Origin of the sequence: Halalkalibacter alkalisediminis, assembly GCF_028610705.1 — a bacterium.
Classification (GTDB): Bacteria; Bacillota; Bacilli; order Bacillales; family Bacillaceae_D; genus Halalkalibacter; species Halalkalibacter alkalisediminis.
The window spans coordinates 1-25078 of record NZ_JAQQWT010000011.1; the positions used below are offsets into that span (position 1 = coordinate 1).

A 25078-nucleotide genomic window follows, 5' to 3' on the forward strand; every position below is an offset into this window, starting at 1 on the left:
GTATTTACTTTTTTGGCTCTAAACAGGAAGAACTTTAAAACTGAAAATTCAGTTAGTTTTTATGCAACACTAGTGATGCTTCATCACTTTAGATATATAACTACTTAGATAAGTTAAATCTTGTTCTTGCTTTCCTTCTCTGATCATTATTACTTAATCTCCTCCTCATACCAAAAAAACACAAAAAATGGCCTAACTTCACATATGTGTGAGAAGTTAGGCCATGAATAAGACTTCTATACGGTGTATATTATTCTTTCATTTACCAAGGGCTATTTAATTTGCTGTTTGGCAGTCACATTTAAAATGACATTTGCCTTTGACTTATATCAAATATAACTCTACCATATTGCCCTCTATTATTCAAATGATTTCCACCATGAAAATGAAACCTATTAAGATTTAAGCTTATAATAAGTTAGTCCTAACGCAAATGCTAGTACCGTTCCCTTTACAATATCCATTGCGTAATACGGAACCGACATCATGACTAATCCATTTGATAAAATCCCAATAAGCACAGCACCAATAAACGTCCCAAATGCGTTTGGTTTCCCCGCCCCTAATACCGAAAACCCAATAAACGCTGCCGCTACAGCGTCCATTAAATAAGGTGTTCCTGCACCAATTTCGGCTGTCATGACTCGAGAAGCAAGCACGATTCCTCCTACCGATGCAAAAAAAGCAGATAATAAGTAAGCAATGACTTTATACTTATTAACTGGAATTCCGGAAAGCCTTGCCGCTTCTTGATTGCCACCAATCACATACATATATCTACCATGTTTTGTATAGGTAAGGAAGATATGAACCGTGACCACAACCACCACCATAATGATAATAATCCACGGTAATTGTCCTAGTTTAGCGAATAAAGGGCTGATCGTTCCTGTTGCAAATGATCCATCAGCCATCACCATATTTTGTGAGACTGTTGCTCCTTTTGTATACGTTAGCGCAATTCCTTGAACAATAAACATAGTTGCCAATGTTAAAAGCATATCAGGAATCTTCACTTTTACAATCATGAACGCATTAAAGGCTCCCACAAGCAATGCTGCAACGATAGCAGAGAATATCGCCACTACCGTGTCTTGAGAAAACCATACAAACATAGAAATAACGATAGCGTTTGATAGGGAAGCTACCGATCCCACGGAGAGATCAAACCCATTAACCGATAATGAAATGGTAATCCCAATGGCTATGATTGTTACGATTGAAATCGATCGCAATATATTAATGAGATTATTACTTTGAATAAAGGCCGGATTAGAAAGCGCAAATACAACGATTAGAATGAAAATAGTTAATAAGGTTCCATACTTGTATAAAAAATCAAAAAGATCAAACGTATTCTTCTGTGTAGTCTCGTTCGTTGGCATTTTATTTTCCTCCCGTCGAATAGTGCAATAACTCTTCTTCCGTTGTATTTTTCGTTTCAAATTCCTTTGCTACTTGTCCATCATAAAGGACGTAGATCCGATTCGAAATTCCCATTACTTCTGAGAGCTCTGCTGATGCGTAAATTACCGCTTTTCCACGTTTTGATAGCGCTACAATCAATTCAAAAATATCTTTCTTTGCACCTACATCTACTCCTTTAGTAGGTTCGTCAAATAAATAAACTTCAGCGTCGGCAATGAGCCATTTTCCAATCGCTATTTTTTGTTGGTTTCCACCAGAAAGATTTTCGACCTTTGCTGTCTCAGAAGGTGTCTTAATTCCTAATCGTTTGATAATCTCAAGGGATTTTTCCTTTTCAGCTTTTCTATTTAAAAAATGAAAGCGATTTGAGAATTCGCTCAGACTAGCTGCACTAAGATTCGTTGCGACAGACTCCGCAATGAGAACCCCTTCCTTTCGACGTTCTTCTGGTACTAAAGCGATTCCCTTTTTCACAGCATCATAGGGACTTTTTAGCTTTAATTCTTTTCCTCTAAGATTGATCGTTCCTGTTGTTTTCTTTTCATAACCAAAAAGCACTTTACAAAGCTCTGTTTTACCAGCACCAACTAAACCTGCTACGCCAACAATTTCTCCTTCCTTTACATATAAATTGAAGTCCGTTAATTTTCCTTTATCCGAAAGTCCTTTTACTTGCAGAACTGAATGTCCAATGTCAAATGTATGGTCTGGAAATTGTTCTTCTAACTTTTCCCCTAACATATTCTCTATCACTTTACTTTGACTCGTAGCTGCAGTTTGTTCTTTCACTACGAACTTCCCATTTCTCATTACCGTGATCTCATCGGCAATTTCAAATATTTCTGGCAGGCGGTGTGAGATAAAAATAATTCCGACCTGATTTTCTTTCAATTGCTGAACAATTCTAAAAAACTCTGTTGTTTCAGCATGACTTAATGGTGCTGTCGGTTCATCTAAAATAAGGAATTTGCATTTTGTCGATACAGCTCTAGCAATTAAAACCATTTGCTTTTCAGCTAGAGTCAACTCACTTACTAGTTTCTTAGACGATACATTGATTTTCATCTTTTCTAAAATGTCCGTAGCTTTCGTATGGAGCACTTTCCATTTCATAAATTGTTTCTTTCCCATATTTGTCACCGTTTCATTTAACATAATATTTTCAGCAACAGATAAATAAGGGATAAGAGCCGTATCTACTTCTTGATACACAATTTGAATGCCATGAGTCTGCGCATCTTTCGGAGTTCGAATGAAAACCGCTTTTCCATTAATGAAAATTTCTCCCGTGTAATGACCATATGCTCCTGAAAGAACTTTCATTAAGGTCGATTTCCCTGCACCATTTGCCCCAAGTAATGCGTGAGTCCTTCCTGTTTCAGCTTCAAAGTCAACCTGATTCAGCGCCTTAACACCAGGAAATTCAATCGAAATGTTTTTCATTTCTAGTAATCCTTTTTCCACCGTTCATTCCCTCCTTTTGGTCATAATAAAAAAGGATAACACCCAAGGATCTGCTTTTTAAGAAACAGACCGTGAAGTCAGGAATTATCCTTTTTGACCATTGTTCTATTTATTGTAGTACTCCTTCAAAACGTCCATCCATTCTTCTTCAAATGCAGTGGATTGTCCCCAACCGTCAACTAAATTAGCAAGGTTTACCATATTTACTGCTTCATCTGCTTGTAATAACTGTTCTTGAGAAATAAGTGATGCTTCAAGATCGTATGAATCAGGCGTGTCTTCTCCGGCTAATTTCTTGGCTACAATTCTCATGTTAACCGCACCAATTAATTTAGGATCAACAGCGGCTGTATACTTCCAAGGATTGCCCTCTTCTTGAATTTCTAGTAAATCAGCATTAGATACGTCAATTCCATAGATTTTAATCTCATCTCTACCGGCTTCTTTGATCGCACGAGCAGCTCCAATGGCAAATGCATCCCACGTTGCGAAAATCGCATCAATTTCTCCTTCTGGATGCTTCGTTAGCATAGCAGCAACTGCATTTTGCGTTTGAACCGATGTATCAGCAGCGGCAACTCCAAATCTTTCTACTTCATTAATGCCCGGGTTTTTAGCTAGAACATCTTGATATACATTATTTCTTCTTACCATTGGTAGGAATCCATCTACCCAAAGATAAACGATATTTGCTTCACCATTGGAATCTTGAACTAATTGATCCAACGCTAATGTAGCTAACGCTTCATCATCTTGTGAAGTTAACGTAACCCCAGCAACATCTGCTAGATCTCCAGTTGAATCAAACGTAACGACGCTTTTTCCTTTTTCAGTTAATGCCTTTACACTATCAACCGTAGCTGTATCATCTCCGTGAGAGATAATAAATCCGTCATAGTCTTCTTCTAATGCTTGAGCAATTGCATCATGGAACTTAGCTGTATCACCATTTGCCGTAAAGACATCCACGTTAAATCCAAAACTTTCCCCTTCTTCCTTCGCTCCTGCTAAAAATTGAGCAGTATGGTCATCACCACCAATTTTACGAATGACTTTAATGTTTGCTCCTTCTCCATTTGCAAAACGCTCTGGTACATTTTCAAATGACACTGGGGCCGCCGCTTCTTCGGCTGCATTCCCTCCTGCTGAACAACCAGTTAAAAGTAAACCTAGTCCTAGCGCTGGTACTAATGCTCTTTTTAAAAATTCTTTTTTCATTTCTATCTCTCCCCTTTTTTCTATTTGATTATTTAATCACCCTAGTAAACAAAAAGAACCTCTCTAATAAAAGAGAGGTTCATCATAAATAAATTAAGGTTCCTCTCTTATCTTTCAAAGCATTAAAGATGCTTTGCAGGATTTAGCACCAATTCTAGATAGAACGGTTGCTGGGCGTCATAGGGCCAGTCCCTCTGCCACTCTTGATAAGAGTTTCTATTAAATTATCAGTCAAATTAATATATTCACTTTAATCTCTTATAAACATTCTGTCAATAAATTTAACGGAAAATATGTAAAATTAAATTAATTCTTATTTCTCTAACTTCTTCTAGTCTTTTCTGAATAAGCGCCTATTTTTAAAAAGTCATCGCAACTAAGTACCTTCTTTAAACATAGGCATATGATAAATTTGATAAAACCTCTGAAGGGAATGAGCAACATGTATGATCCTAAAAAGTATCCATATCCTTATTATGCAAATGTTAACACACCCATTTATAATCCAGACTCTATGACAAGGAAGCAAAACGGACAGGAGCAACAAGTAGTTGAAGCTTTATTAGCAGGAATAAAAAGAGAGGCTTCTGCCGTTGCTCTTTATAGGCGGTTAGCAAGTGTAGCCCCAAATGAAAAGCATAAAAGTGACATTCTTTATGCTTTAGAAAGAAAAAAAGCTCATTTGACACAGTTTACTAATCTTTTCATGAATCTTACTGGAAGTCAGCCCATGTACCAAATTGAGAATGCCCCTTTTCATAGTTATCAAGATGGGTTACAAAGGGCTTACGAAGCAGAAGTAGAGGGGTATGAACACTATCAAAAAAGTAGTTTACTGACGGGGCAACCACACGTTCAAAATGTATTTTTATGGGCTTTAACTGGTGATCAAGAGAATGCTACTCGTTTTAGTTTTTTAAATGAGGAAGTTTTAAATCGATTAACGGATTATGGGCCAGATCCGTTTGTCGTTAATATCGACGAGGTTACAAAGCAAAACCATACGTACCGTACCGCTTTATGGACAGGAACTCATTTGCAAGTGACCTTGATGAGTATCAATGTTGGAGAAGACATCGGCTTAGAAGTACATCCGACACTTGATCAATTCATACGTCTTGAAGAAGGGCAAGGAATCGTTCAAATGGGTGATAGCAAAGATACATTAGATTTTGAAGCAGAAGTCTTTGATGACTATGCGTTCGTGATACCTGCTGGCAAATGGCACAACCTAACCAATACGGGTAATAAACCTATTAAACTTTACTCCATCTATGCCCCGCCCGAGCATCCATATGGAACCGTTCATGAAACGAAAGACATTGCAATAGCAGCTGAAGAACATCACCACTATTAATTAAAAAAATTAAAATAAGAGGATGAGAAAAAGGTGATGCTTATTTTGGCCTTATTTCCACCCTTGTTTAAATGGTGATTAACCGTATTATTCATATCTAGTATTTAACAGTCTTAAATGGGTATTTAAGCACTAGAAGAAGACAATTATAAAATAAAAAAGCAATGGACTGAACTCCATCGCTTTTTTATTGCTAATATGGTTATTATTCCCACTCCAAAATACTGGTCAAACGATTTGTTAATTGAGGTATTAATTTGAATTCCCTCCCCCTCAACCAAACCTGATACTTCGAGTTTCATCCTTTTTTCAAACAATCAGATAACTGAATTGCAGAGTATTTCAAACCCCTCTATTTGACACTCGACACGGTCTCCCTTTTGAATCACTGTTGCTCCAGGCGTGCCCGTGATAATAATATCTCCAGGGTGGAGAGTACTCACCTTTGATAGAAATGAAACAATGTTTTCTGGGCTGTAAATCATATTTGAGACTTTGTTTTGATGAATAATCTGACCGTTTAAAACCGTAGCCACTGATAAGCTATCGACATTTTCAACCTCACTCTTAGATAAGAAAACAGGTCCAAAGCTAAAGAACGTGTCAAAGCTTTTAGACCGCTGCAAATAACGTGGATTTGCCGCATGAATATCCGCTGCGGTTACATCGATAGCAGGAGTGAAACCAGCAATGACATCCATGACCTCATTTTCCTCTATATTTTTGCATGTCTTCCCAATAATGATGGCGAGTTCTGCTTCTGCTGTCGTCCTATTCGATTGATCCGGTATAATAATCGAATCATTTGGTCCTATTAGGCTTGAATATGGCTTCATAAAAAAAATGGGGTCGGATTCTTCTATAGCTCCTAGCTCTGTTTTTACCGACTTATAATTCATGCCCATTCCCCAAATTTTACGAGGATTTCGATAGAGTGGAGCAAAATCTACTTCTTCTATAGGAATCAGATTCAGTGCTTTGTCGTTTCCACCTTTTAACCATTCCTCAACCTCTTTTAGTTTTCCATTTAAAAGGAGATCTAAAAAAGAGATATCTTTAAGCTCAAACTCCTCCAGTTGATCGAGTACAATGACTCCTTTACTCGTTAAGATTGCTAGCTTTTCGATATCCATTATGTTTACCGTTACAAGTTTCATCTTCATCACCTAGTCGTCTCGTTTTCAATCTTGTTTCCATATCTCTTTATTTTCATATACCCATCGAAGTAATTTTTTATCTTGATTCAAGCCCGCTATGATTGAAAGAGAGATTGGAATTCCATCGCCCCCTCTAAAAGGGATAGTCACCTGAGGCAATCCAACTAATCCAGCTATACAAGATAGCTGCATCGTTTGTGATCTTCTTTTCTCAATCTCCCCACCTGATAATTGGCATAATGGCGCTTTACCTGGTGTTGTAGGAATAATTAATAACTTATCTTCACCGATCATCTCTTTCATCCTGATTCGAACAAGGTCTCTTACCTTTTGCTCTAGTTTTCCTTCTGCGTCTGTAAGCGTACTTGCCCACTTAAATCTCGCTTCTATATCCGGACCAAAAACTGGCTTGTATTTCTCAATCCACTCTCCATGTGTTTTCCAAATTTCAATCCCTTGTAAAATCCTAAAGCTCTTCGCCCATTCTTCTAAGCCTTCTTCTGATATATCTAGCCACTTACTTATTTCGGCATCTGTAATTAAAGCATCTATATATGTGGAAAGTGTCGACCTGCTTTCATAGTCGGCCAACCGCCAAGCATCTTTTCCCAATAATAAAGTCGAGAAAGAATCTTCGTCAGCAGAAACGGTCTCACTCATTAATTGATTTCCTACATCCATCAGTACCTTAGCGTCTCGCGCCATCCACCCTACTGTATCAAAACTTTCGGCAAGTGGAATCACACCATCAATTGCAACAAGTCCGTGCGTAGGTCGAAAACCAAAAAGACCACAGTAGGCTGAAGGGACGCGGACAGATCCTCCCGTATCTGTACCTAAAGCAAAATCAACTAAATGTGCTGAGACGGCTACCGCGGACCCACTAGATGATCCACCAGGGATCCGTCCTTTCGCTTTTGGGTTTACCGGTGTTCCATAATGAAAATTCTCCCCATTTAAGCTATACATTAATTCATCAGTAATTGTTGTACCGTGAAGTTTTGCCCCTGCAGATAACAATCTATGAACAGCCGTAGCATGCAACTTAGCTGGTTCATGTGTCTTTAACCAATCTGGATTGCCTGCACTTGCTGTGATTCCTTTGATTGCAAAGACGTCTTTTACCGCAAACGTATAGCCTGATAACTCCCCTTCTTGAAGGGGTTCCACCTCAAGTGTTTCGTTGATGTATACATTAAATTGGTTGCTCATTAAATTCCCCACCCTTTTAAACGGTCACACTCGTATTTTGGTAAATATCTAGCGCAGCCTGAACACCCTCTCCTGTATTTACTTTCACCTTATGTCTAAGCAAAACTGCTTCTAGCGCGGCTAATGTAAGCAGGACATTTCGCTGCTGGCAACTATATCCCATCGTTCCAATTCTCCATATCTTTCCGTGCAATGGGCCAAATGAGCTGGCTATCTCGATACCAAATTCATCTAATAGCATCATTCGAACAGAGTCACCATCTACCCCATCAGGAATGTTCACACACGTAACCGTTGGCAATTTAAATTGATGATCACCAAACAAAGAAAGCCCCATCGCTTCGATTCCCGCAACTAATGCTCTTTCATTTAGACGATGCCTTGCATAACGGACTTCTAAACCCTCTTCTAAAATAATTCGTAGTCCTTCATATAATCCATAGAGCATCGTTGTTGCTTCAGTATGATGGTTTAATCTTGCCGGGCTCCAATAATCTTGCAATTGACTTAAGTCTAGGTAATTGCTTCGTATTCTTCTTTCACTTCCCGATAACGTAAGGCTAGGTGAGATAAGTCCTTTTTCAATCGATTTACGTTCTAATAAGATTTTCTCGATTCGGTTGTTATACGTTAATGGTGCCATTCCTGCAGGAACGGACAAACATTTCTGTGTCCCTGTAATTAACCCGTCAATTTTCCAATCATCTGTTTTGACTTCAGTACCTGCAACTGTTGCAACTGCATCAACAATGAGTAGAACATCTAGTTCCCTGCATGCATAGCCGATTTCTTGTAACGGTTGCATCCTTCCAGTTGAAGTGTCACCATGAACCATCGCAAGTACTTTAGGCTGAACTTTCTTTAATTCCTTAATGACATCTTCAGGATCAAATACACTCCCCCACTCACAACTCATCAGATAAACCTCAGCCCCACACCGCTCGGCAATTTCCGTTAGTAAGCCTCCAAAACGTCCAAAAGAAGGAATCAGAACTTTATCTTCTTCTTCAATCACACTGCATAACATCGCCTCAATCCCAGCTCTAGACGTTCCATCTACAGGGTATGCCCAGTGATTTTTTGTTTGTAGTACTTGGCGTAATTGGTTCATCGTTTCGTTCATTAAAGAGGTAAAGCTAGGATCAAATTGTCCAAGAATGGATGATGACATCGTTTGTAAAACTCTTGGGTCAACCTCCACAGGTCCTGGTGTCATAATCGTTCTTGCAGGCACTTGTAATCGATTTACCAGCTGCATCTATACGCCCCCATCGCTTCATTATTTAGCTAGTTTTACTAACGTATTTAGTAAAACCTGCGTTCCAATCATACAATCTTCTTTTTCTGTCCATTCCTTAGGATTATGACTCAGACCATCTATCGAACGAACAAAGATCATGCCCATTTTTGTCAATTTCGTCATTATTAAAGAATCATGCCCTGCCCCACATTGTAATTTCATCGTTGGCACTTGCAGTTCAGCGCAACTTTCCTCAATGAGTCGGGCAATCTCTTTTGAACAAGATGTTGGATCTACTTCTTTCTTCAATTCAACATTAACTGTAAGATTCCTCTTCTCACAAATTCCCGAAATAGATTGATGCAATTCCTTCACCATGTTTGCACGAAGCTCTATATTAACATGTCTTAAATCTATCGAGAGAGTGGATTTCCCTGGGATAATATTCACCCCGCCTGGCTCGATATGGACCTTACCAACCGTACCAACACCACCATGCTTCTTCGCCGTTTTTTCCACTTCTATCATGAGCTCGGCCATAGCAAGACCAGCGTCTCTTCTCATATTCATCGGAGTCGCTCCTGCATGATCCGGATGTCCTTGAAACTGAACCTCCATCCAAATAGGCCCTTGAATGTCTGTAACAACGCCCACTGACAACTGGTGATCCTCGAGCACTCTTCCTTGCTCTATGTGCATTTCAATATAGGCTTTTACTTCTTCTTCACTTCTTTGTGCTAATTTATAATTCGCCGGATCTAAGTGTGCTTGTTTAAAGGCCTCAGCATAGGTGATTCCATTTTCATCTTTCAACTCAAACGTGTCTTCTTCTAAGCAACCAACCATTGCTTTACTGCCAATATACCCAGTACCAAAACGCGTCCCTTCTTCATCCGTAAATGAAATCACTTCAATGGAATGAGTTAACTTCAGTCCAGATTCTATGATTGAGCGAACCGCCTCTATTGCCCCCAAAACCCCAAGAGCACCATCAAACTTTCCTCCTTGAATGACAGTGTCAACATGAGAACCCGTTATTACTACAGGAGCAAGTGGATCCGTCCCTACTAACTTACCGATAACGTTACCTACAGAATCAACTCGGACTTCTAATCCAGCTTCTCTCATGACGTCCATCGTATATTGTCTCGCTTTTAAGTCTTCTAAGCTAAGCGATAGCCGTGTGACTCCTTCTTCAGGCCTATTCGGATTAGATCCTATTTCACCTAACTCCATTAACGTTTTCCATAATCGTTGATGATTAATCTGATGTGTAGCGATCAAACTCGTCACTCCTCCCTAAAACAGACTCTTTTTCATTTTTTACTATTGTAGGTAATTGAACATGAATAGTCATTATTCAAACTAGCTAATAACCATAACAAGGATTATATATGTTAACTAAAACAAAAGCCTATTTTTATGAAGCCACACAAATAAATAGTGATAACGCCGTTCTCCTATGTTAGAAAATTTCCCTTTTATCTTAAACAAACGATTGTTTAACAAAAAAGGTCAACCAAATGGTTGACCTGTCAGTTCCTAATGTGCTGGTAAAAATTCGGTTGTGAAGATCTCATTGGCGTCAAAATCTTCTTCTAGTAAACCTAGTTCTAATAATTGAGAAATGAGTAATGCCCAACGTTCCTCAGTCATATAACCAAATCCATGTTCAGCCGCATCCCCACCATACACAAATTCTTTTTGTGCATCCGTTTCAAACTCAAGATCTTCAACAGCTAAGTTAGGGTTCACTTCGTGTATAATCTCGTTGATCTCATAAGGTGATTCTTCATAGTAATTCCACCCCTCAACAAATGAAGTCACAAAACGTTGAACCACTTCTTTGTTTTCAGCAATATAGTCCTTTGTCGTAAACAAAACAACGTTATATGGATCAAAACCTGATTCTGACACTAAGATTGTCTCTGTCTTAATACCTTCTTTGTCTAAGAAGAACGGTTCTGACGTTACAAACGCCTGACTAACAGACTCAAGATCCTCAATGAAATTCACATGTTGACCTGTATAACCAAGCTCCGTTACCCCACTCAAGTCATATTTGCTATTTAAGTAATCCCAATATGGAATTCCAGGTTGAATAAAGGCTGTTCTTCCATTTAGTTCTTCAAAGTCACTAATTGCTTCTCCTTCATGAAACATTAAGGCTGCTGGACTATTTTGCATAGTAGCAGCAAGTGTGACAAGTTCAATCCCTTCATTTCTTGCAATAACAATTTGATCAGCATGCGCTAATCCAAAATCCGCATTACCTGAAGCGACAATTTGAATGGAGGACACTTGTGGTCCACCTGCTTCAATCTGCACGTTTAAGTCATGATTCGTAAATAACTCTTGTTCTTGCGCTGCAAACACACCACCATGCTGACTCTTTGGAAACCAATTTAATACAAGCTTCACATCATCACTTGTCTCCTCTACATCAGTTGACTCACCATCTGTTTCTTCTCCCCCACATGCAGCAAGCATTAAAACAAGTGCAGAACTGACAATGCCCTTCCCTATTTTCCTCATAAAATCTTTTTTCATTTCGACCCCACTCCTACTTTTATATTTTATTAGCTTCCTCGATATGTGCTGTAACCACCTGGTGCAATTAGTAAAGGTACATGATAATGCTCTTGATCATTAGAGATCGTAAATTGAATGGGGACCACATTTAAAAAGGAAGCCCATTCCTTTTGTTCCGTTACACGAAAGTAGTCCCCTATATGAAATTGCAGTTGATAGACTCCCATTTTCATCGTTTCTCCTTCTAACAAGGGGCTATCTACTCTTCCATCTTGATTCGTTTTGCTTTCTATTCGCTTTTCCAACTGGTTAGACGCATTAAACGCCCAAAGTTCTATATGAACATCACGAGCGGGCTTACCTGTACTTATGTCTAGTACATGGGTTGTTAATCGACCTGACATGTTTATCCCTTCCTTTAATTCCCTATCTTTCAACCTATTTAAGGTCCATAAAAGATAGATTAATGTGTTTTTACTTGCTCATCAATTTTATCCCACAACCTGAATTTGGCTATTTTACTTACCTCTTTTAAAGCTGTTTTAAATTCTAGATCATATCTATTTTCAACTCTTTGTTCCATACAAGCTTTGATTTTGGTTTTATTTTGTCCTTTAACCGCCATGATAAAAGGAAAGCTAAATTTTTCAATATAACGCTGATTCATAGAAGAGAACTCTTTATACTCTTCTTCAGTCAATTGACTTAAACCCGCATTCATCTGTTCATTTTGGGATGACTCTGAAATCTCAAGCTTGGTACCTAAGTCTGGGTGCGCTCTTAACAAAGAAAGCTTCAACGAGTCCTCTGCCTCATACATCTTTTGTATCATTACCTCGTACATCCTTGCTAAATTAGAGAATGGATGCAACTCCCATGAATGCTCTGCCACCCAGGGAGAATGTTCAAATACAGACCCCACCGAATCAACAAACTCTTGTTTACTCATTGTATTTACATCTTTCATTGTTAGATTCATATGAACCACCTACCTTCTCTCATTTACATGTCTGTTATCTTGTTCTGATAATCACATCATAAGATTAAGCCACTTAGCAGTCATTGTTCGCATTACACAAAAGAAAAAGCAAACATTAGTTAATTAGACTAACTAGTGTTAAAACGGCGCTCAGACCAGACATTTTAATGTCCGACAATCGTGATATAAATTTGTTAAAACTAGTTGTACGCATTGGTTACGGTAGTGAAATTTTAACCAAACAAAGATTGTAAGATTAATTGACTTATTATTTAACTTTTAAGGAGGATCCCTTAGCTTTATGATTCATTCAAATGACTTGTAGCCTCTTCTTATATTTTGTACGAATTAACTAAAGATTTGATAATTGCCGTTACATTTTCTTACAAAAAAGTTACAGAGTCCTGTTTTTTCTTGTACATTTGTCACAAGACAATTAGACGCTGCTAGAGGAGTGAGGATGTTGAGATTACTTGAGATTTTAGAACTGCCTACATTTAAAGATGCAGTTATCGTAGCTGGAAAAGGTGGTCTAACAAATAACGTACAGTCCGTTAACCTAATGGATGCTCCCGATATTATTCATTATTTAAATAATGAACAGCTACTACTTACAACGGCCTATTCAATTAAAAATACACCACATGCCCTTATGAAACTCGTTAAGCAAATGGCTGAACAAGGTTGCGCAGGATTAGGGCTGAAGACAAAACGTTTTATAAATGAAATCCCAGAGAATGTCCTTCAAAAAGCAAACGAGTTAAATTTCCCAATCTTTGAGATTCCTCTAGATTATTCTTTAGGCGAAATGTTGAATGAAGCGTTAGGCTGCATTTTAAAAGAACGAACACATGAGTTGAATTACGCACTGAACATCCATAGAGAATTTACGAATATTGTGATCTCAGGGGGTGGCTTTTCTAATATTATTGAAAGCTTAGCCTCTATTTTAAAACTTCCAGTTATTCTATTAAATTATCGTCTGGATATCATGGCTTACTCTCATGATATAGACAAAGAAGCTTTCTTTGAGATTTATTGGTACATTCATGAGAAAATCCACCACGAGGACCTAGACACTTACAAAGTATTAACTTTACCACGGGAAGGAAAGGGTAATGAATTCACAGAGTTCTCGATTTACCCGATTAACACGACTAATCAACAAAAAGGCTACATTATCCTACTTGGATCAACGTTAGCAAATGTATCTCCTTTCACACTAGCTGTAGAGCAAGCCGCCAACGTGATCTCGTTTGAATTCATGAAACTTCATGCACTTGAGCAACATTCAAGACGATTAAAAAATGAATTTTTTACGGATTTAGTAGACGGAGTTATTCCAAGTGAAGAAGAGATTATCAATCGAGGTAAATCCTTTCATCTAAACAAAGCCCTTCAATACATTTGTATAACGTGTAAAGTCGATGACTCTTCTGATTTCTACCAAGATACGCATCCACTACAAACAGAAAAAGAAATAAACCTAAGAAGAGATCGAATATATGAAATGCTAGAATCGATTTTAACCAAACAATTTGAAAGCTCAAATGTCTTTACAAAGGGTGACCTATTCACCATTTTAATTGGGTTTGATTTTTATAACGAGGCAATGGAGCAAACGGTCTTAGAAGCAGTTACAGAACTCCAAACAGACTTATACCATTCAATTGACTGTCCTCTCTCTTTCGGAATAAGTAATTATACGGAAAGCCTTAAGGAAATCCCTACCTCTTTCCAAGAAGCAGTTGATGCCTTAAGAGCTGGATATCGTGAGAATAAAAAACGGTTTATCAAAACGTATCGCATAAAGGAATTAGCCGAGATTTTCAAAACCATTCCCACTCAAAAATTAAAAGAGTTTTATAAGTCTACTTTAAGAGATTTAGCTTATCCAAAAGATAAAGAAAAAGAAGATCTCGTCCAAACTCTTTCTGTTTTTCTAAACAACAACTGTCAAATCTCAGAAACGTCAAAGCTTTTATTTATTCATCGAAATACAGTTATTTACCGCATCAAAAAATGTGAAGAGCTTCTTGGAATTGAACTAAAGGGGTCTGACGAAACCCTTAGACTTCGAATTGCTTTATTTATACGTTCTTTTTTCAATAATCGTATCGAAAAACAAACCCTTTAAAAAAGAGGCTACTAGAAAAGGTAAATGTTCGCCTTGTTAGTAGCCTCCATAACTGACTCGCTTTAACCGCTCTACCTTCCTAAGGGCTTCCAAGTAATCTGCAGGTGTATCAATATCAAACAAAATACCTGGGTCCTCTATTAAAATCGCTTCTTTTTTTGTTGATTTAAACAACGACCTGCCTCCCTCATCACCTACAACTGTTGAAAAGTCACATTTTCTAAAGTTCCCGATGAAAATAGGATGACCCGGTAAATCATGATGGTAAGGACGAATGACAAATGGAGAGCCATCCACTTGCATCATTTTATTTCCTTTTTTCAATAGAGTTTCTATCGTTATTTCTTTGATAAACGGTTGGTCCCCTAGAAAAAACATCGCTGAGTTAACACTAGGTAGCACATTACGAATGGCGGTTAAGAAAGAAGTACTCTGTCCAAGCCGGTATTGGTGATTGAAGAGGTAATATAAATGTTTTGTGTGTTTTTTGGGTATGCTTTTTCTAATTTTTTCAGCTTCATGACCAAGTACAACGATAATTTGATCAAATTTTTGTTTAAGTAATTGGTCGATGACATGCTCGAGAATACACTTATCTCCTAGCTTTAATAGTTGCTTCGTCTGTCCCATCCGTGTAGATTGACCAGCTGCTAGTATAACGGCACTTATTTTTTGTTTCTCCATTTACTCACACCCTATTAAACAGCTTCTGATTTCACTCTTTTCCTCTTCTTATTCAGCGCTCTCTGCCGATTTCGAACTTGAATTAACTCCGCTAAGATACTAACACTAATTTCTTCTGCTCCTTCAGCATCAATATCCACTCCAATAGGAGAATGAAACCATTCAGGCACTTTTTTGGGGAAAAGCAATCTTTCTGTTCTTCGTTTAGGTCCTAAGACACCTAGATATTTCGGTTTGTTTTCTGAAAAATAGGTAACTAGCTGTTGGTCTCTTGTAAAACTGTGAGTCATAATCAACACATAGCTATTCACCTCAACCTGATTATCGTCTAGAAACCTTTCAGGATGCTCATTAACTAACCATGCGGCATCAGGAAAGTTGACCGCATTACACCTACTCTCCCTTGGATCAATGACAACAGGTAAAAAGTCAAATTCAGCCGCTCTTCTAACAATTGGTTCAACATCAGGACCTGCACCAAATATGAATAATTTCTCTTTAGCTTCAAAAAGCTCCATTATAAAGGATGATTGATATTCATCAACATATCGAATTGCTACAGATTGATTATTTAATTTAAATTCACGAATATATTTTTCCATCGATGAGAGATCTACCAGATTACTTGAATCAACCCAGTTTCCTTCCATCGTAATAAATAGACGAACAGCCGCAAATTCACCCGTCATCCCTCGTATTGAAATCACATCATGCCCATTCTCTAGTTCACTCATAATCTCTAAAAATATAGACTGCCATTGAAAAGGCTCAAGTAGCACAGTAATTCTCCCATTACAGCCCGCCCCCTGGCCCCAGCCCATATCATCCTCTGACTGCAAATCATACGTTATTGTTTTCGAGATCTGATGCGTTTTTACTTCTTCTGCTTGAATCTTTAAGTCTTCTTCCAGACAACCACCACTTATGAGTCCATGTTGAGAGCCATCCTGTAAAAAGAGCATCTTAGCCCCTTCATGGCGATAACTAGAACCTATAACCTCAATCACTGTCGCTATTACTCCAGAGCTCTTTTGATTACTTTTTAATATCTTAAGGTAGTTATAAAACTCTCTCATGATACTTTTCTCCTTTCCTTTAACAGTTAAGTTGTCAAGCGTCTTAATACTCGGTAAATGCCACCGTACCCTGTACAACGGCAGAGGTTTCCAGATACCCCCTCTTTTAATTCTTCAAAACTTGAGTTTGGATTTTCTTCTAGTAGCGCTTTTAAGGAGACGACCATTCCTGGTGTACAGTAACCACATTGAAAGCCACCCTCCTCCAAGAAAGCTTGCTGAATCGGGTCTATTTTCTCTTCACTTATTCCTTCAATCGTAGTCACTTTTTTCCCCTCACACTGATAGGCCATCGTTAAGCAGGAATTGTGTTGCTTACCATTAATTAAAACCATACAAGCCCCACACCTTCCCACTTCACAGGATACTTTTGTTCCCGTCAAATCCATATCGGTTCGGATAATATCTATTAACCGCCGTGAAGGATCCACCTCTACATTTATCGAATTTCCATTTAACTCCATCGATAAAAGAAACTTAGAGGCCTCTTGAACATTGCTTTTTTCGTTCATGATCTTCTCCCCTATCCTAGAACAACCTCATTCATAAATGGCTTCATTAAACGTTCTGGTTTAATAGGTAATTCTGTTACCCATATACCTGTCGCTTCTTTGATGGCAGCGACAATGGCAGGAGCCAAAGCAACGGAGCCAATTTCCCCCACTCCACGTGGACCAAACTGATCATCTGTCGGTAGCTCCTCTATGGCCATGACTCCGTTCTGTTCAGGCACATCAAAAATGGTAGGAATTAAATACGTATCTAGGTTTTTCGTTACATATTTTCCTGCACTCATCACCGCATCTTCCGTGAGTGTAAAACCTAAAGCCATAATACTACCACCCTCAATCTGTCCTAAATAACCCATTGGATTCACGACCGGCCCCGCCGCAATAGTATGATCCATTTGCTTCACGACGACCGTTCCAGTAAGCTGATTTACTTCTACTTCGGCAATGACAGCTGTACTCGTATAAAGGTAATGCCCTCCCATAATCGGGTCAGGTGTAACCGGGTAATGAAACTCAGTTGAACATTCAAACGTTTCCCCCATTTGGGCGAGTTCTGCATAAGTCATTACTAATCTTTCATTTACTTTCTCTGTACTCTGTGTCCAAATTCCTTCCCTCCCTGTTTTCAGGGCATCTTTTTCATATCCTGTTAAAGCACTAACTTTGGCAAATAGTAATGTTAAAAACGGCTCCTTCAACCGGTTTAAAGCTTGCCAAACCATATTCGTTGTTCTGGACGCTGTCGATGAACCACTTTTAGGTACTAAATCCGTATCACCAATAATGATATTAATGTCTTCTTTGTTGCACTGAAAATGATCTAAAAGTAAAATTTCTAATGTCGCTAGAAGCCCTTGCCCAAACTCTTCATGACCAAAGGCGACCTCAATTTCCCCATACTTGTTTAAGCGAATCGTTCCCCCTGCATGGTCAGGAATGCCGTAACCTAAACCAGAACCATGCATGGCCAAAGCTAGCCCAATCCCCTTTTTTATCCACGGATGTTCGGTTTGTTTTTTCCCTCTTTCTTTCCATAATGAAGATTGTTTAATAGTTTCAAAGACTTGGTTCGGCCCTTCAGTAGGCACAATCCGTTGACCGAGCGGACCGAGATCGTTCTTTCTACGCAAATTGATTTTTCTTAGCTCCCATGGATCCACTTTTAATTTCTCAGCGATTCGATCGAGTTGACCTTCTAAAGCAAAAATGACTTGATTGCCTCCGAATCCGCGAAATTCGCCAGATACCCCGTTATTTGTATAAACAGCTTTTCCATTTATGTCGACATGAGGAATCAAGTAAGGACCAACTGAATGCTCCGTTGCAAAGTTTAGTACCGGCCCACCGAGGGTTGAATACGCACCGGTATCAGAAAGTATTTCCACTTTGTGTGCAAGTATTTTCCCTCTTTGGTCCACACCTGTTTTCATTTTTATCTTCATTGGATGACGTTTTAAACCAGCTGTAACAGATTCCCACCTTGAGAAATGCATTTTTACAGGCCTACCGCACTGTAAAGCTAACAAGGCTCCGTATGGCTGAACATTCAGTTCGTCCTTTCCACCAAACGAGCCTCCAATAGGACTTGAGATAATACGAATAGTTTCCTCCGGTTGACCTAGGATACGAGCTAGTTGCATTCGGTCTTTATACCCGTGTTGAGTAGGGGCATACACAGTTAATCTTCCGTCTTCATTCGGGACAAAGACTCCACCTTCTGTCTCTAAATACGTGTGCATTTGTCGAGGTGTCGTATACGTCTCTTCAATAATAAGGCTCGCTTCAGCAAAACCTTTATCAATGCTTCCCTTCTTAAAAATGGTTTGATGGAGAATGTTCCCGTCCACATGCAAAGAGGGTGCTTCAGGTTCTAATGCTTTTTCTGGTGTATCTACGATCGGTAGTTCCTCGTAATCAACTTGAATGAGCTCCAATGCTTTCTCGGCCACTTCTTTTGAAATAGCTGCAACAGCCGCAATGGCATCCCCTTCATAACGAACCCATTCTTCAGTGAAAACTGGCTGATCTGGGTTGCTTATACCAAATCCATTCAAACCAGGTATATCATGATGTGTCAATACAGCCAATACACCAGGGAATTGGAGCGCTCCACTTACATCCACTGACTTTATTCGCGCATGCGGAATTCCGCTTCTTAACACTCTCCCAAAAAGCATATCGGGAAAAGCCAAATCAGTTAAATAGCGAAGTTGGCCCGTTACTTTCTCTTTTCCATCTGGCCTAACCTTCCAATTTTCTTTACTTGAATTACGATCCAACCACACGCTGCTCACCTCCTGGCTGACCACTTATTTTATATAACTCACTGGTAATCAAATTTGCCGCAACTGCCTTTTTATAATCTGCAGATGCAAATGGATCGGCTGTTGCTTGAAACTCGACTACAATTGACTTGTAAATTTGTTGAAACAAAGTTGGAGAAAAGCACTGATTCTCAAGTTCTAACTCAGCCTCTGAAAGCCTAATTGGATACCCTCCTCCACCAGCAGCGAGCGTTACATTTTGAAAAAAACCAGCGCTCGTTAAGGTTCCCTTCCCAGCAACCGATACAAGTGAGGAAGTAAACGTTTCCCTTCTTCCTACCTTCGTAAAAAATAAAAAAGCCCCTTTTACATCCTCTTCTGTCGCCATTTTTAAACCAACTAATATTCGATTATCTCGCTTAAATTGGTTAGCTTGAAGCGTAATGAGCCATTGTTCTAACGGTTCAGCTACAATATCCACCCCATTAAACCAAAGCAACTCAGCCTTAACAATTAATAACGAAGGAATCGTGTCTCCCGCTGTAGTATAGATATTTCCTCCAATCGTAGCCTGGTTACGTATCGATGGCGCAGCAATTTTTTTACAGGCAGCAACTAGTGGCGGAAAATATTGATTCAATAAAGTACTTTTCAAGCAGCGATAAAGACTTACTGAAGATCCGATCATTATCTCATGCTTACCATTTGAAACTTGCTCTTGTATCTCAGTCATTTCACTAACGTTTTCAAGGCTAATTAAATTCAGTGACATTGAACATAGATTAGCTTCCCACTGTGTTCGTAACCAAGTACCCCCTGCAACGTAACAATAATTCCCTAGACCGAGTTCATTTTGAATCTCCCAGGCTTCCTTTAAATCAACCGGTCTCCAAATTTTCGGCATAGATAACAAGTCAGCCACCTCTTTCTATCTTTTAGATAGTCTATATAGTCTAAATATTCTTATAATTGTAAAGAGAGTTGAGCTATGAGTCATTGGTTATAACATCTAAATTCAAACAAATATTTTGTTAACATCGACTAATTTAGTTTTATTCCAAGTCCGTAAAGTGATGGATCAAACTCGCTATTTCTTTCATACACAAGCTCTCCTCGAACGAGTGTCGCTTGAATTTTCCCATTTGCTTCTAGTTGTTCATAAGGACTGTAATCGTTCTTTGTTAAGATGTCAGATTTATTAACCTTATTTTTATTTGTTGGTTGATAAAGAGTCAGATCTGCTTGTTGTCCCACTTCAATTTTTCCTTGTTTAGATTGTAAATGAAACCGTTTTGCTACGTTAGAGGTCATTAAAGGTAGAATCTCTTCTATAGAAAACCCACGTTCCAAAGCTGCACTTAATAAAAATGGAAAAGCAAATTGGACACCTTGAATTCCTCCCCACGCTTTCCAAATGTCGTCATTTCCTACCGTTTTCATATCAAGCGGGCACGGAGAATGATCAGACCCAATCGTATCAACCCAACCTTTAGCTATACATTCCCAAAGTTCTTCCACTGTATTAACCGAACGTAAAGGGGGGGCGCATTTCAATATTGGACCTACTTTAATAAAGTCCTCATCTGTAAATAATAAATAGTGTGGACAAATTTCAACTGTGACATCTACCCCTTTTTGTTTATAATGATTAATTAATTCAATTGCTTCAGGACAACTAACATGGACGAAGTGAACAGCTGCTCCTGTTTTTTCAGCTAGACCTAATGCATGCTCAATAGCTACATACTCCGCCTGCTGTGGGCGACTTTCTAAAAAAGCAAGTCGATCATGGCGATTAACCTTTAACTTCTTCGTTCTTTCTTCTGTTAGGTCTTGATCCTCAGCATGTAAAGCTAAAATCGAATTTAACTTCTTTACCGTCCCCATAGCCTGCTGTAACTGATTTTTTTTAATGGCAGGAAAGTCCTCGATTCCGCTGTTTGACAAAAAAGCTTTAAACCCAACAATGCCTTGATCATTCATCTTCTTGAGTTCATCAAAGTGCTCAACATTATCTGATGTGATCCCAGCCCATAAACCATAATCAATAACAGACCGTACTTGAAGATGTATTTGCTTATTAAGTAGCAACTGAGCCGTCACCGCAGACGGACTACTATTTAGAGGCATATCAATAACCGTTGTTATTCCTCCTGCAGCTGCAGCCCTACTGCCCGTCTTAAAGCCTTCCCACTCTTCCCTTCCCGGGTCATTAAAATGAACATGTGCATCAATAAAACCTGGTAAAATCCATGAATCAGTTGCATCTATCACCTTACTAAAATGATGTTCGTTTATCTTTACCTGCTGTACTATTTCTTCAATTAATCCATCATTAATTACAATTGATCCTTTTTTAAAACCATCGCTTGTAAAAATCATTCCGTCTCTAATTAACAGTTGTTTCAACTCCATCGCTCCCCAAAACCAAATAACGTAGCTAGTTTTATCTATTTTGTATGATTTCACTAAACCATACATCGAGTTTGTTAGATTAGATTCCACAAAAAATGAATTTTCTGTAAATTCTTATGATATTCGAACAGTTTTTACAAACGTTTCCCCTATAAAAATAGTTACAACGGTGATAAGGATCGACATAAAAAAAAGAAGTAGTTCCTCTAATATGTAGTGTGCGATAATTGACATATACAAAAAAATCGTGTACTAAACAAACGTTTAATTAACCATAAAGTTTGTAATTAGCATGTAACGGGAGAGATTACTTTATGACAGAAGCTCAAAATACATTGCGCGAGTATTCCTCAATCTCTAAAGAATTAATAGACACTAAGTATGCTTTAGATCAATCTTCCATACTAGCTTTCACGGACGCTAATGGAATTATTATTTTTGTAAATGATAAATTTTGTGATATTTCCAAATATAGTAGAGATGAACTTATTGGCCAATCCCACGCTATCATTAATTCTGGTCTTCATTCAAAAGAATTTTTTAAGGAGATGTGGACTACAATTAAACATGGATTAGTATGGAAGGGTGAAATAAGAAATCAAGCAAAGGATGGGGAACTTTATTGGGTGGACACCACAATTGTCCCCTTTTTAGACTCAGAACAAAAACCCTATCAATATGTTTCAATTCGTACTGATATCACTACTAAGAAACAAATCGAGGAAGATTTACTACGAAGCAAAAAGCGTTATCGCTTTCTTGCCTATCATGATCAATTAACGAAATTACCTAATAGCCTGAAATTACATAAAACAGCTAAATATTTATTGAAAACGCACCCAAAGGTAGCGATTTTATACCTAGATTTAGATCGTTTTAAACTGATCAATGAGACATACGGGCACACATTCGGTGATCTATTGTTAAAGGAAATTGCAACAAGACTACGCGACAAAACCATAGAAAATCTACTTATTTTTAGAACTGGTGGAGATGAATTTGCTTTCATTCATCCTTATGAAAGCATTGAGGAAGTTCAACAACTTGCCGAACAAATTATCCAAGAAATTTCTACTCCTTTTCAACTGCATGGTAAAGAAATTTATCTTTCTTCAAGTATTGGCATTAGCCTATATCCAAAGGACGGTCAAAGTGTCGAAGAATTACTTAAGCAATCAGATATTGCTATGTTTAGTGCAAAAAAGACGGCGGGTAGCCGATATATATTTTATAGAGAGCAACAACAAGATATTATTGTTGAGAGACTTAAAATAGAGTACGGTTTGAGAAAAGCTATTGAAAAGGATGAGTTTGAGCTATACTACCAGCCAAAGGTAAATATCCAAACAGGTGAAATCGTCGGTTTAGAGGCTCTTATTCGTTGGCATCATCCTCATGAGGGAATGATATCACCAGCTTCCTTTATTCCCATCGCGGAACAGGTTGGAGCCATTCACACTGTTGGTGATTGGGTGTTAAGAACAGCTTGTTTAAAAGCAAAAGATATACATGCTCAAGGTTTTAATCTCCGGATCTCTGTAAATGTTTCAGTTATTCAATTATTACAGTCGAATTTTGTAAAACATTTAAAAGATATTTTGGTTGAAATAAATTTGCCAGCTACATTACTAGAGTTAGAAATAACCGAAACTACAGCCATGACACATACAGAACATATTATTGAAGTATTGCGCTCTTTGCAGGATATTGGCATACACATAGCCATCGATGATTTTGGTACAGGCTATTCATCATTAAATTATCTAAAAGACTTGCCCATTAACACCGTTAAAATTGACCGTGCTTTTGTTAAAGATATTCATGATAAACCTGTGGATTTGGCGATTATTGAAGCGATTATTTCTGTTAGTCAGACGTTAGGTTATTCAGTCATAGCTGAGGGGGTTGAAAGCCAGGACCAATTAACCCTTTTAAAAGAAAGAAAGTGCAATGAAATACAAGGATATCTATTTAGTAAGCCATTGCCAGAAACAGCTTTAGATCTTTTTTTAGTTGAACACAAAGAGGGCTTTTTCCTAACTAATCATGAATGAGGATGTGCATAGAATGGGTAATTTCTTTACATTTAAAACAGAGAAAAATAAAGATAGTCTACTTTCTTCTGTAGAAACTCAACTCAACCAAGTAGAGATTCGTGTAGATACAAATAGTACAGTGACAAAACAAATGGAAATAATCGGATTGAAAACGGAAGATTTAATGATCATTAGGACGTTTCAACCTATAATTGAAGAACATCTTGAACAGATCGTCAATCAATTTTACAGTAATTTAGCGAATGAGCCTTCCCTTATGAAAATTATCAATGACAATAGCTCTATTGATCGTCTGAAGAAAACATTAAACCGTCACATTTATGAAATGTTTAGTGGTCGGATTAACCAAGAATTCATTAAACAACGTAATGTTATTGCTCACGTTCATGTCCGCATTGGCCTACAACCTAAATGGTATATGTGCGCATTTCAAGATTTGTTGCTCTCTTTAGTAGAAATTATTGACCAACATACAATCAACAAAGATGAATTTAAAAAGGCCCTATCCGCTGTCACAAAAATTTTAAACTTAGAACAGCAACTTGTTTTAGAAGCTTACGAACTTGAGACCGAGAGAATTCGAAATGAAGCTGAAGCTCATACGAATGAAATCAAAATTACAGTTAATAAAAACGCAGAAGACTTAGCCGCGGTGAGTGAAGAAACAAGTTCTTCCTTACAAGAAATCTCAGTTAAGACAGATGAAATTAAAAAGCTGACTGAATCGAGTTCAAATATAGCTGTTTTAACAGAGGCTAAATCAAAAGATGGAAAGAATCGTTTAATTAGCTTAGAGAAGATCATGATTCATACACAAGCCAATATGAAGAATATCTCAAATGAGATGGAACAGTTGATCTTAACCTCTAAAAAAATAGAGCAAATCTCACAAATCGTTACCTCAATAGCTGACCAAACCAACTTACTCGCTCTTAACGCTTCAATTGAAGCGGCACGAGCTGGTGAACATGGTAAAGGATTTGCCGTAGTAGCAAGTGAAGTGCGAAAATTAGCAGAGAACACAAAGGATACCGTAGCAGAAGTATCCAGCCTAGTACACGAAATTAATCGCTATACGAACACGATGTCTGAATTAATCACAGAAAACAATAAATCCATTGAAAAAGGAACGGTTGAGTCAAGTCAAACAAATCATTTCTTTGATGACATTTTAAAATCGATGGAAGATATGAAACATCAAAATGTACTAATTGCGGGTGAGATGAAGAATCTAGCTGAAATTTTCGAGGAAATCAACCAAGCTGCTGAACATGTTGCCGCAGCTTCTGATCAATTAACAAATATTACTTCAAATTTATAACGTATTTCAGGCTAGAATCCCTGTT

The 25078-nt window shown here is 38.1% G+C and carries 20 protein-coding genes and 1 riboswitch; of the genes, 4 read left to right on the plus strand and 16 right to left on the minus strand.

What is annotated here, in order from left to right; genetic code table 11:
- Nucleotides 1-395 precede the first annotated feature (395 nt).
- The 3 genes from PQ474_RS15155 to PQ474_RS15165 form a co-directional block, all read right to left on the minus strand.
- Entirely contained in the window at nt 396-1385 is a 990-nt protein-coding gene (locus PQ474_RS15155; RefSeq protein WP_273844915.1) for an ABC transporter permease, read from the minus strand.
- A 1-nt stretch (nt 1386) separates the two neighbouring features.
- The gene (locus PQ474_RS15160) at nt 1387-2871 is read right to left on the minus strand and encodes a sugar ABC transporter ATP-binding protein (protein ID WP_390186192.1); all 1485 of its coding nucleotides are present in this window, start codon (nt 2869-2871) and stop codon (nt 1387-1389) included.
- 126 nt (nt 2872-2997) lie between these two features.
- Nucleotides 2998-4110 (minus strand): sugar ABC transporter substrate-binding protein, encoded by a 1113-nt coding sequence (locus PQ474_RS15165; RefSeq protein WP_273844919.1) that lies wholly within the window; start codon nt 4108-4110, stop codon nt 2998-3000.
- Nucleotides 4111-4214: 104 nt separating this feature from the next.
- Nucleotides 4215-4323, minus strand: a riboswitch (SAM riboswitch).
- Nucleotides 4324-4552: 229 nt separating this feature from the next.
- Between PQ474_RS15165 and PQ474_RS15170 the strand changes: the two genes are divergently transcribed.
- Nucleotides 4553-5467 (plus strand): cupin domain-containing protein, encoded by a 915-nt coding sequence (locus PQ474_RS15170; protein ID WP_273844928.1) that lies wholly within the window; start codon nt 4553-4555, stop codon nt 5465-5467.
- 317 nt (nt 5468-5784) lie between these two features.
- Here the strand turns inward: PQ474_RS15170 and PQ474_RS15175 are convergent, their stop codons facing one another.
- From PQ474_RS15175 to uraD, 7 genes are all read right to left on the minus strand, one after another.
- Nucleotides 5785-6624 (minus strand): fumarylacetoacetate hydrolase family protein, encoded by an 840-nt coding sequence (locus PQ474_RS15175; RefSeq protein ID WP_273844930.1) that lies wholly within the window; start codon nt 6622-6624, stop codon nt 5785-5787.
- Nucleotides 6625-6648: 24 nt separating this feature from the next.
- The gene (locus PQ474_RS15180; RefSeq protein WP_273844931.1) at nt 6649-7836 is read right to left on the minus strand and encodes an amidase; all 1188 of its coding nucleotides are present in this window, start codon (nt 7834-7836) and stop codon (nt 6649-6651) included.
- A gap of 16 nt (nt 7837-7852) precedes the next feature.
- Nucleotides 7853-9094, minus strand: a complete 1242-nt coding sequence (locus PQ474_RS15185; protein ID WP_273844933.1) for a pyridoxal-phosphate-dependent aminotransferase family protein — start codon at nt 9092-9094, stop codon at nt 7853-7855.
- A 21-nt stretch (nt 9095-9115) separates the two neighbouring features.
- Complete coding sequence (locus tag PQ474_RS15190) at nt 9116-10360, minus strand: Zn-dependent hydrolase (RefSeq protein ID WP_273844934.1); 1245 nt, start codon at nt 10358-10360, stop codon at nt 9116-9118.
- Between the two features lie 258 nt (nt 10361-10618).
- Nucleotides 10619-11626 carry an ABC transporter substrate-binding protein gene (locus tag PQ474_RS15195; protein WP_273844936.1) on the minus strand — a complete coding sequence of 336 codons (1008 nt, stop codon included), beginning with the start codon at nt 11624-11626 and terminating at the stop codon, nt 10619-10621.
- 29 nt (nt 11627-11655) lie between these two features.
- Entirely contained in the window at nt 11656-12012 is a 357-nt protein-coding gene (uraH, locus tag PQ474_RS15200; RefSeq protein ID WP_273844938.1) for a hydroxyisourate hydrolase, read from the minus strand.
- A gap of 59 nt (nt 12013-12071) precedes the next feature.
- On the minus strand, nt 12072-12587 hold the full coding sequence (gene uraD, locus PQ474_RS15205; protein WP_273844941.1) for a 2-oxo-4-hydroxy-4-carboxy-5-ureidoimidazoline decarboxylase: 516 nt from the start codon (nt 12585-12587) through the stop codon (nt 12072-12074).
- A gap of 460 nt (nt 12588-13047) precedes the next feature.
- Between uraD and PQ474_RS15210 the strand changes: the two genes are divergently transcribed.
- Nucleotides 13048-14724: a PucR family transcriptional regulator gene (locus PQ474_RS15210; RefSeq protein ID WP_390186163.1), complete on the plus strand. Its 1677-nt coding sequence runs from the start codon at nt 13048-13050 to the stop codon at nt 14722-14724.
- 36 nt (nt 14725-14760) lie between these two features.
- Here PQ474_RS15210 and PQ474_RS15215 read toward each other — a convergent pair whose 3' ends face one another.
- The 6 genes from PQ474_RS15215 to allB all read right to left on the minus strand — a co-directional run bounded on the left by PQ474_RS15215 (nt 14761) and on the right by allB (nt 21669).
- Nucleotides 14761-15408 carry a nucleotidyltransferase family protein gene (locus tag PQ474_RS15215; RefSeq protein ID WP_273844946.1) on the minus strand — a complete coding sequence of 216 codons (648 nt, stop codon included), beginning with the start codon at nt 15406-15408 and terminating at the stop codon, nt 14761-14763.
- A 14-nt stretch (nt 15409-15422) separates the two neighbouring features.
- Nucleotides 15423-16484: an XdhC family protein gene (locus tag PQ474_RS15220; protein ID WP_273844950.1), complete on the minus strand. Its 1062-nt coding sequence runs from the start codon at nt 16482-16484 to the stop codon at nt 15423-15425.
- 26 nt (nt 16485-16510) lie between these two features.
- Nucleotides 16511-16996, minus strand: coding sequence for a 2Fe-2S iron-sulfur cluster-binding protein (locus tag PQ474_RS15225; RefSeq protein WP_390186167.1), 486 nt, complete (start codon nt 16994-16996; stop codon nt 16511-16513).
- A gap of 11 nt (nt 16997-17007) precedes the next feature.
- A complete protein-coding gene (gene pucD / locus PQ474_RS15230; protein ID WP_273844952.1) occupies nt 17008-19281 on the minus strand; it encodes a xanthine dehydrogenase subunit D in 2274 nt (757 codons plus the stop codon).
- Nucleotides 19265-20164 carry an FAD binding domain-containing protein gene (locus PQ474_RS15235; RefSeq protein WP_273844954.1) on the minus strand — a complete coding sequence of 300 codons (900 nt, stop codon included), beginning with the start codon at nt 20162-20164 and terminating at the stop codon, nt 19265-19267. Before PQ474_RS15235 ends, pucD begins: the two co-directional genes overlap by 17 nt.
- Before the next feature lie 137 nt (nt 20165-20301).
- The gene (allB, locus tag PQ474_RS15240; RefSeq protein WP_273844955.1) at nt 20302-21669 is read right to left on the minus strand and encodes an allantoinase AllB; all 1368 of its coding nucleotides are present in this window, start codon (nt 21667-21669) and stop codon (nt 20302-20304) included.
- A gap of 320 nt (nt 21670-21989) precedes the next feature.
- Here allB and PQ474_RS15245 point away from each other — a divergent pair, with 320 nt between their 5' ends.
- Nucleotides 21990-23729, plus strand: coding sequence for a putative bifunctional diguanylate cyclase/phosphodiesterase (locus PQ474_RS15245; RefSeq protein WP_273844958.1), 1740 nt, complete (start codon nt 21990-21992; stop codon nt 23727-23729).
- A gap of 13 nt (nt 23730-23742) precedes the next feature.
- Nucleotides 23743-25053, plus strand: a complete 1311-nt coding sequence (locus tag PQ474_RS15250) for a globin-coupled sensor protein (protein ID WP_273844962.1) — start codon at nt 23743-23745, stop codon at nt 25051-25053.
- Nucleotides 25054-25078 lie beyond the last annotated feature (25 nt).

Bases quoted from the DNA above. Each gene is read 5' to 3' on its own strand.
- PQ474_RS15215 (WP_273844946.1), bottom strand. From the start codon at position 15,408: ATGGAGAAACAAAAAATAAGTGCCGTTATACTAGCAGCTGGTCAATCT.
- PQ474_RS15250 (WP_273844962.1), top strand. From the start codon at position 23,743: ATGGGTAATTTCTTTACATTTAAAACAGAGAAAAATAAAGATAGTCTA.
- PQ474_RS15170 (WP_273844928.1), top strand. From the start codon at position 4,553: ATGTATGATCCTAAAAAGTATCCATATCCTTATTATGCAAATGTTAAC.
- uraH (WP_273844938.1), bottom strand. From the start codon at position 12,012: ATGTCAGGTCGATTAACAACCCATGTACTAGACATAAGTACAGGTAAG.
- PQ474_RS15210 (WP_390186163.1), top strand. From the start codon at position 13,048: ATGTTGAGATTACTTGAGATTTTAGAACTGCCTACATTTAAAGATGCA.
- PQ474_RS15155 (WP_273844915.1), bottom strand. From the start codon at position 1,385: ATGCCAACGAACGAGACTACACAGAAGAATACGTTTGATCTTTTTGAT.
- PQ474_RS15225 (WP_390186167.1), bottom strand. From the start codon at position 16,996: ATGAACGAAAAAAGCAATGTTCAAGAGGCCTCTAAGTTTCTTTTATCG.
- PQ474_RS15165 (WP_273844919.1), bottom strand. From the start codon at position 4,110: ATGAAAAAAGAATTTTTAAAAAGAGCATTAGTACCAGCGCTAGGACTA.
- PQ474_RS15245 (WP_273844958.1), top strand. From the start codon at position 21,990: ATGACAGAAGCTCAAAATACATTGCGCGAGTATTCCTCAATCTCTAAA.
- uraD (WP_273844941.1), bottom strand. From the start codon at position 12,587: ATGAATCTAACAATGAAAGATGTAAATACAATGAGTAAACAAGAGTTT.
- PQ474_RS15195 (WP_273844936.1), bottom strand. From the start codon at position 11,626: ATGAAAAAAGATTTTATGAGGAAAATAGGGAAGGGCATTGTCAGTTCT.
- PQ474_RS15175 (WP_273844930.1), bottom strand. From the start codon at position 6,624: ATGAAACTTGTAACGGTAAACATAATGGATATCGAAAAGCTAGCAATC.
- PQ474_RS15185 (WP_273844933.1), bottom strand. From the start codon at position 9,094: ATGCAGCTGGTAAATCGATTACAAGTGCCTGCAAGAACGATTATGACA.
- PQ474_RS15180 (WP_273844931.1), bottom strand. From the start codon at position 7,836: ATGAGCAACCAATTTAATGTATACATCAACGAAACACTTGAGGTGGAA.
- PQ474_RS15235 (WP_273844954.1), bottom strand. From the start codon at position 20,164: ATGCCGAAAATTTGGAGACCGGTTGATTTAAAGGAAGCCTGGGAGATT.
- PQ474_RS15220 (WP_273844950.1), bottom strand. From the start codon at position 16,484: ATGAGAGAGTTTTATAACTACCTTAAGATATTAAAAAGTAATCAAAAG.
- PQ474_RS15160 (WP_390186192.1), bottom strand. From the start codon at position 2,871: ATGAAAAACATTTCGATTGAATTTCCTGGTGTTAAGGCGCTGAATCAG.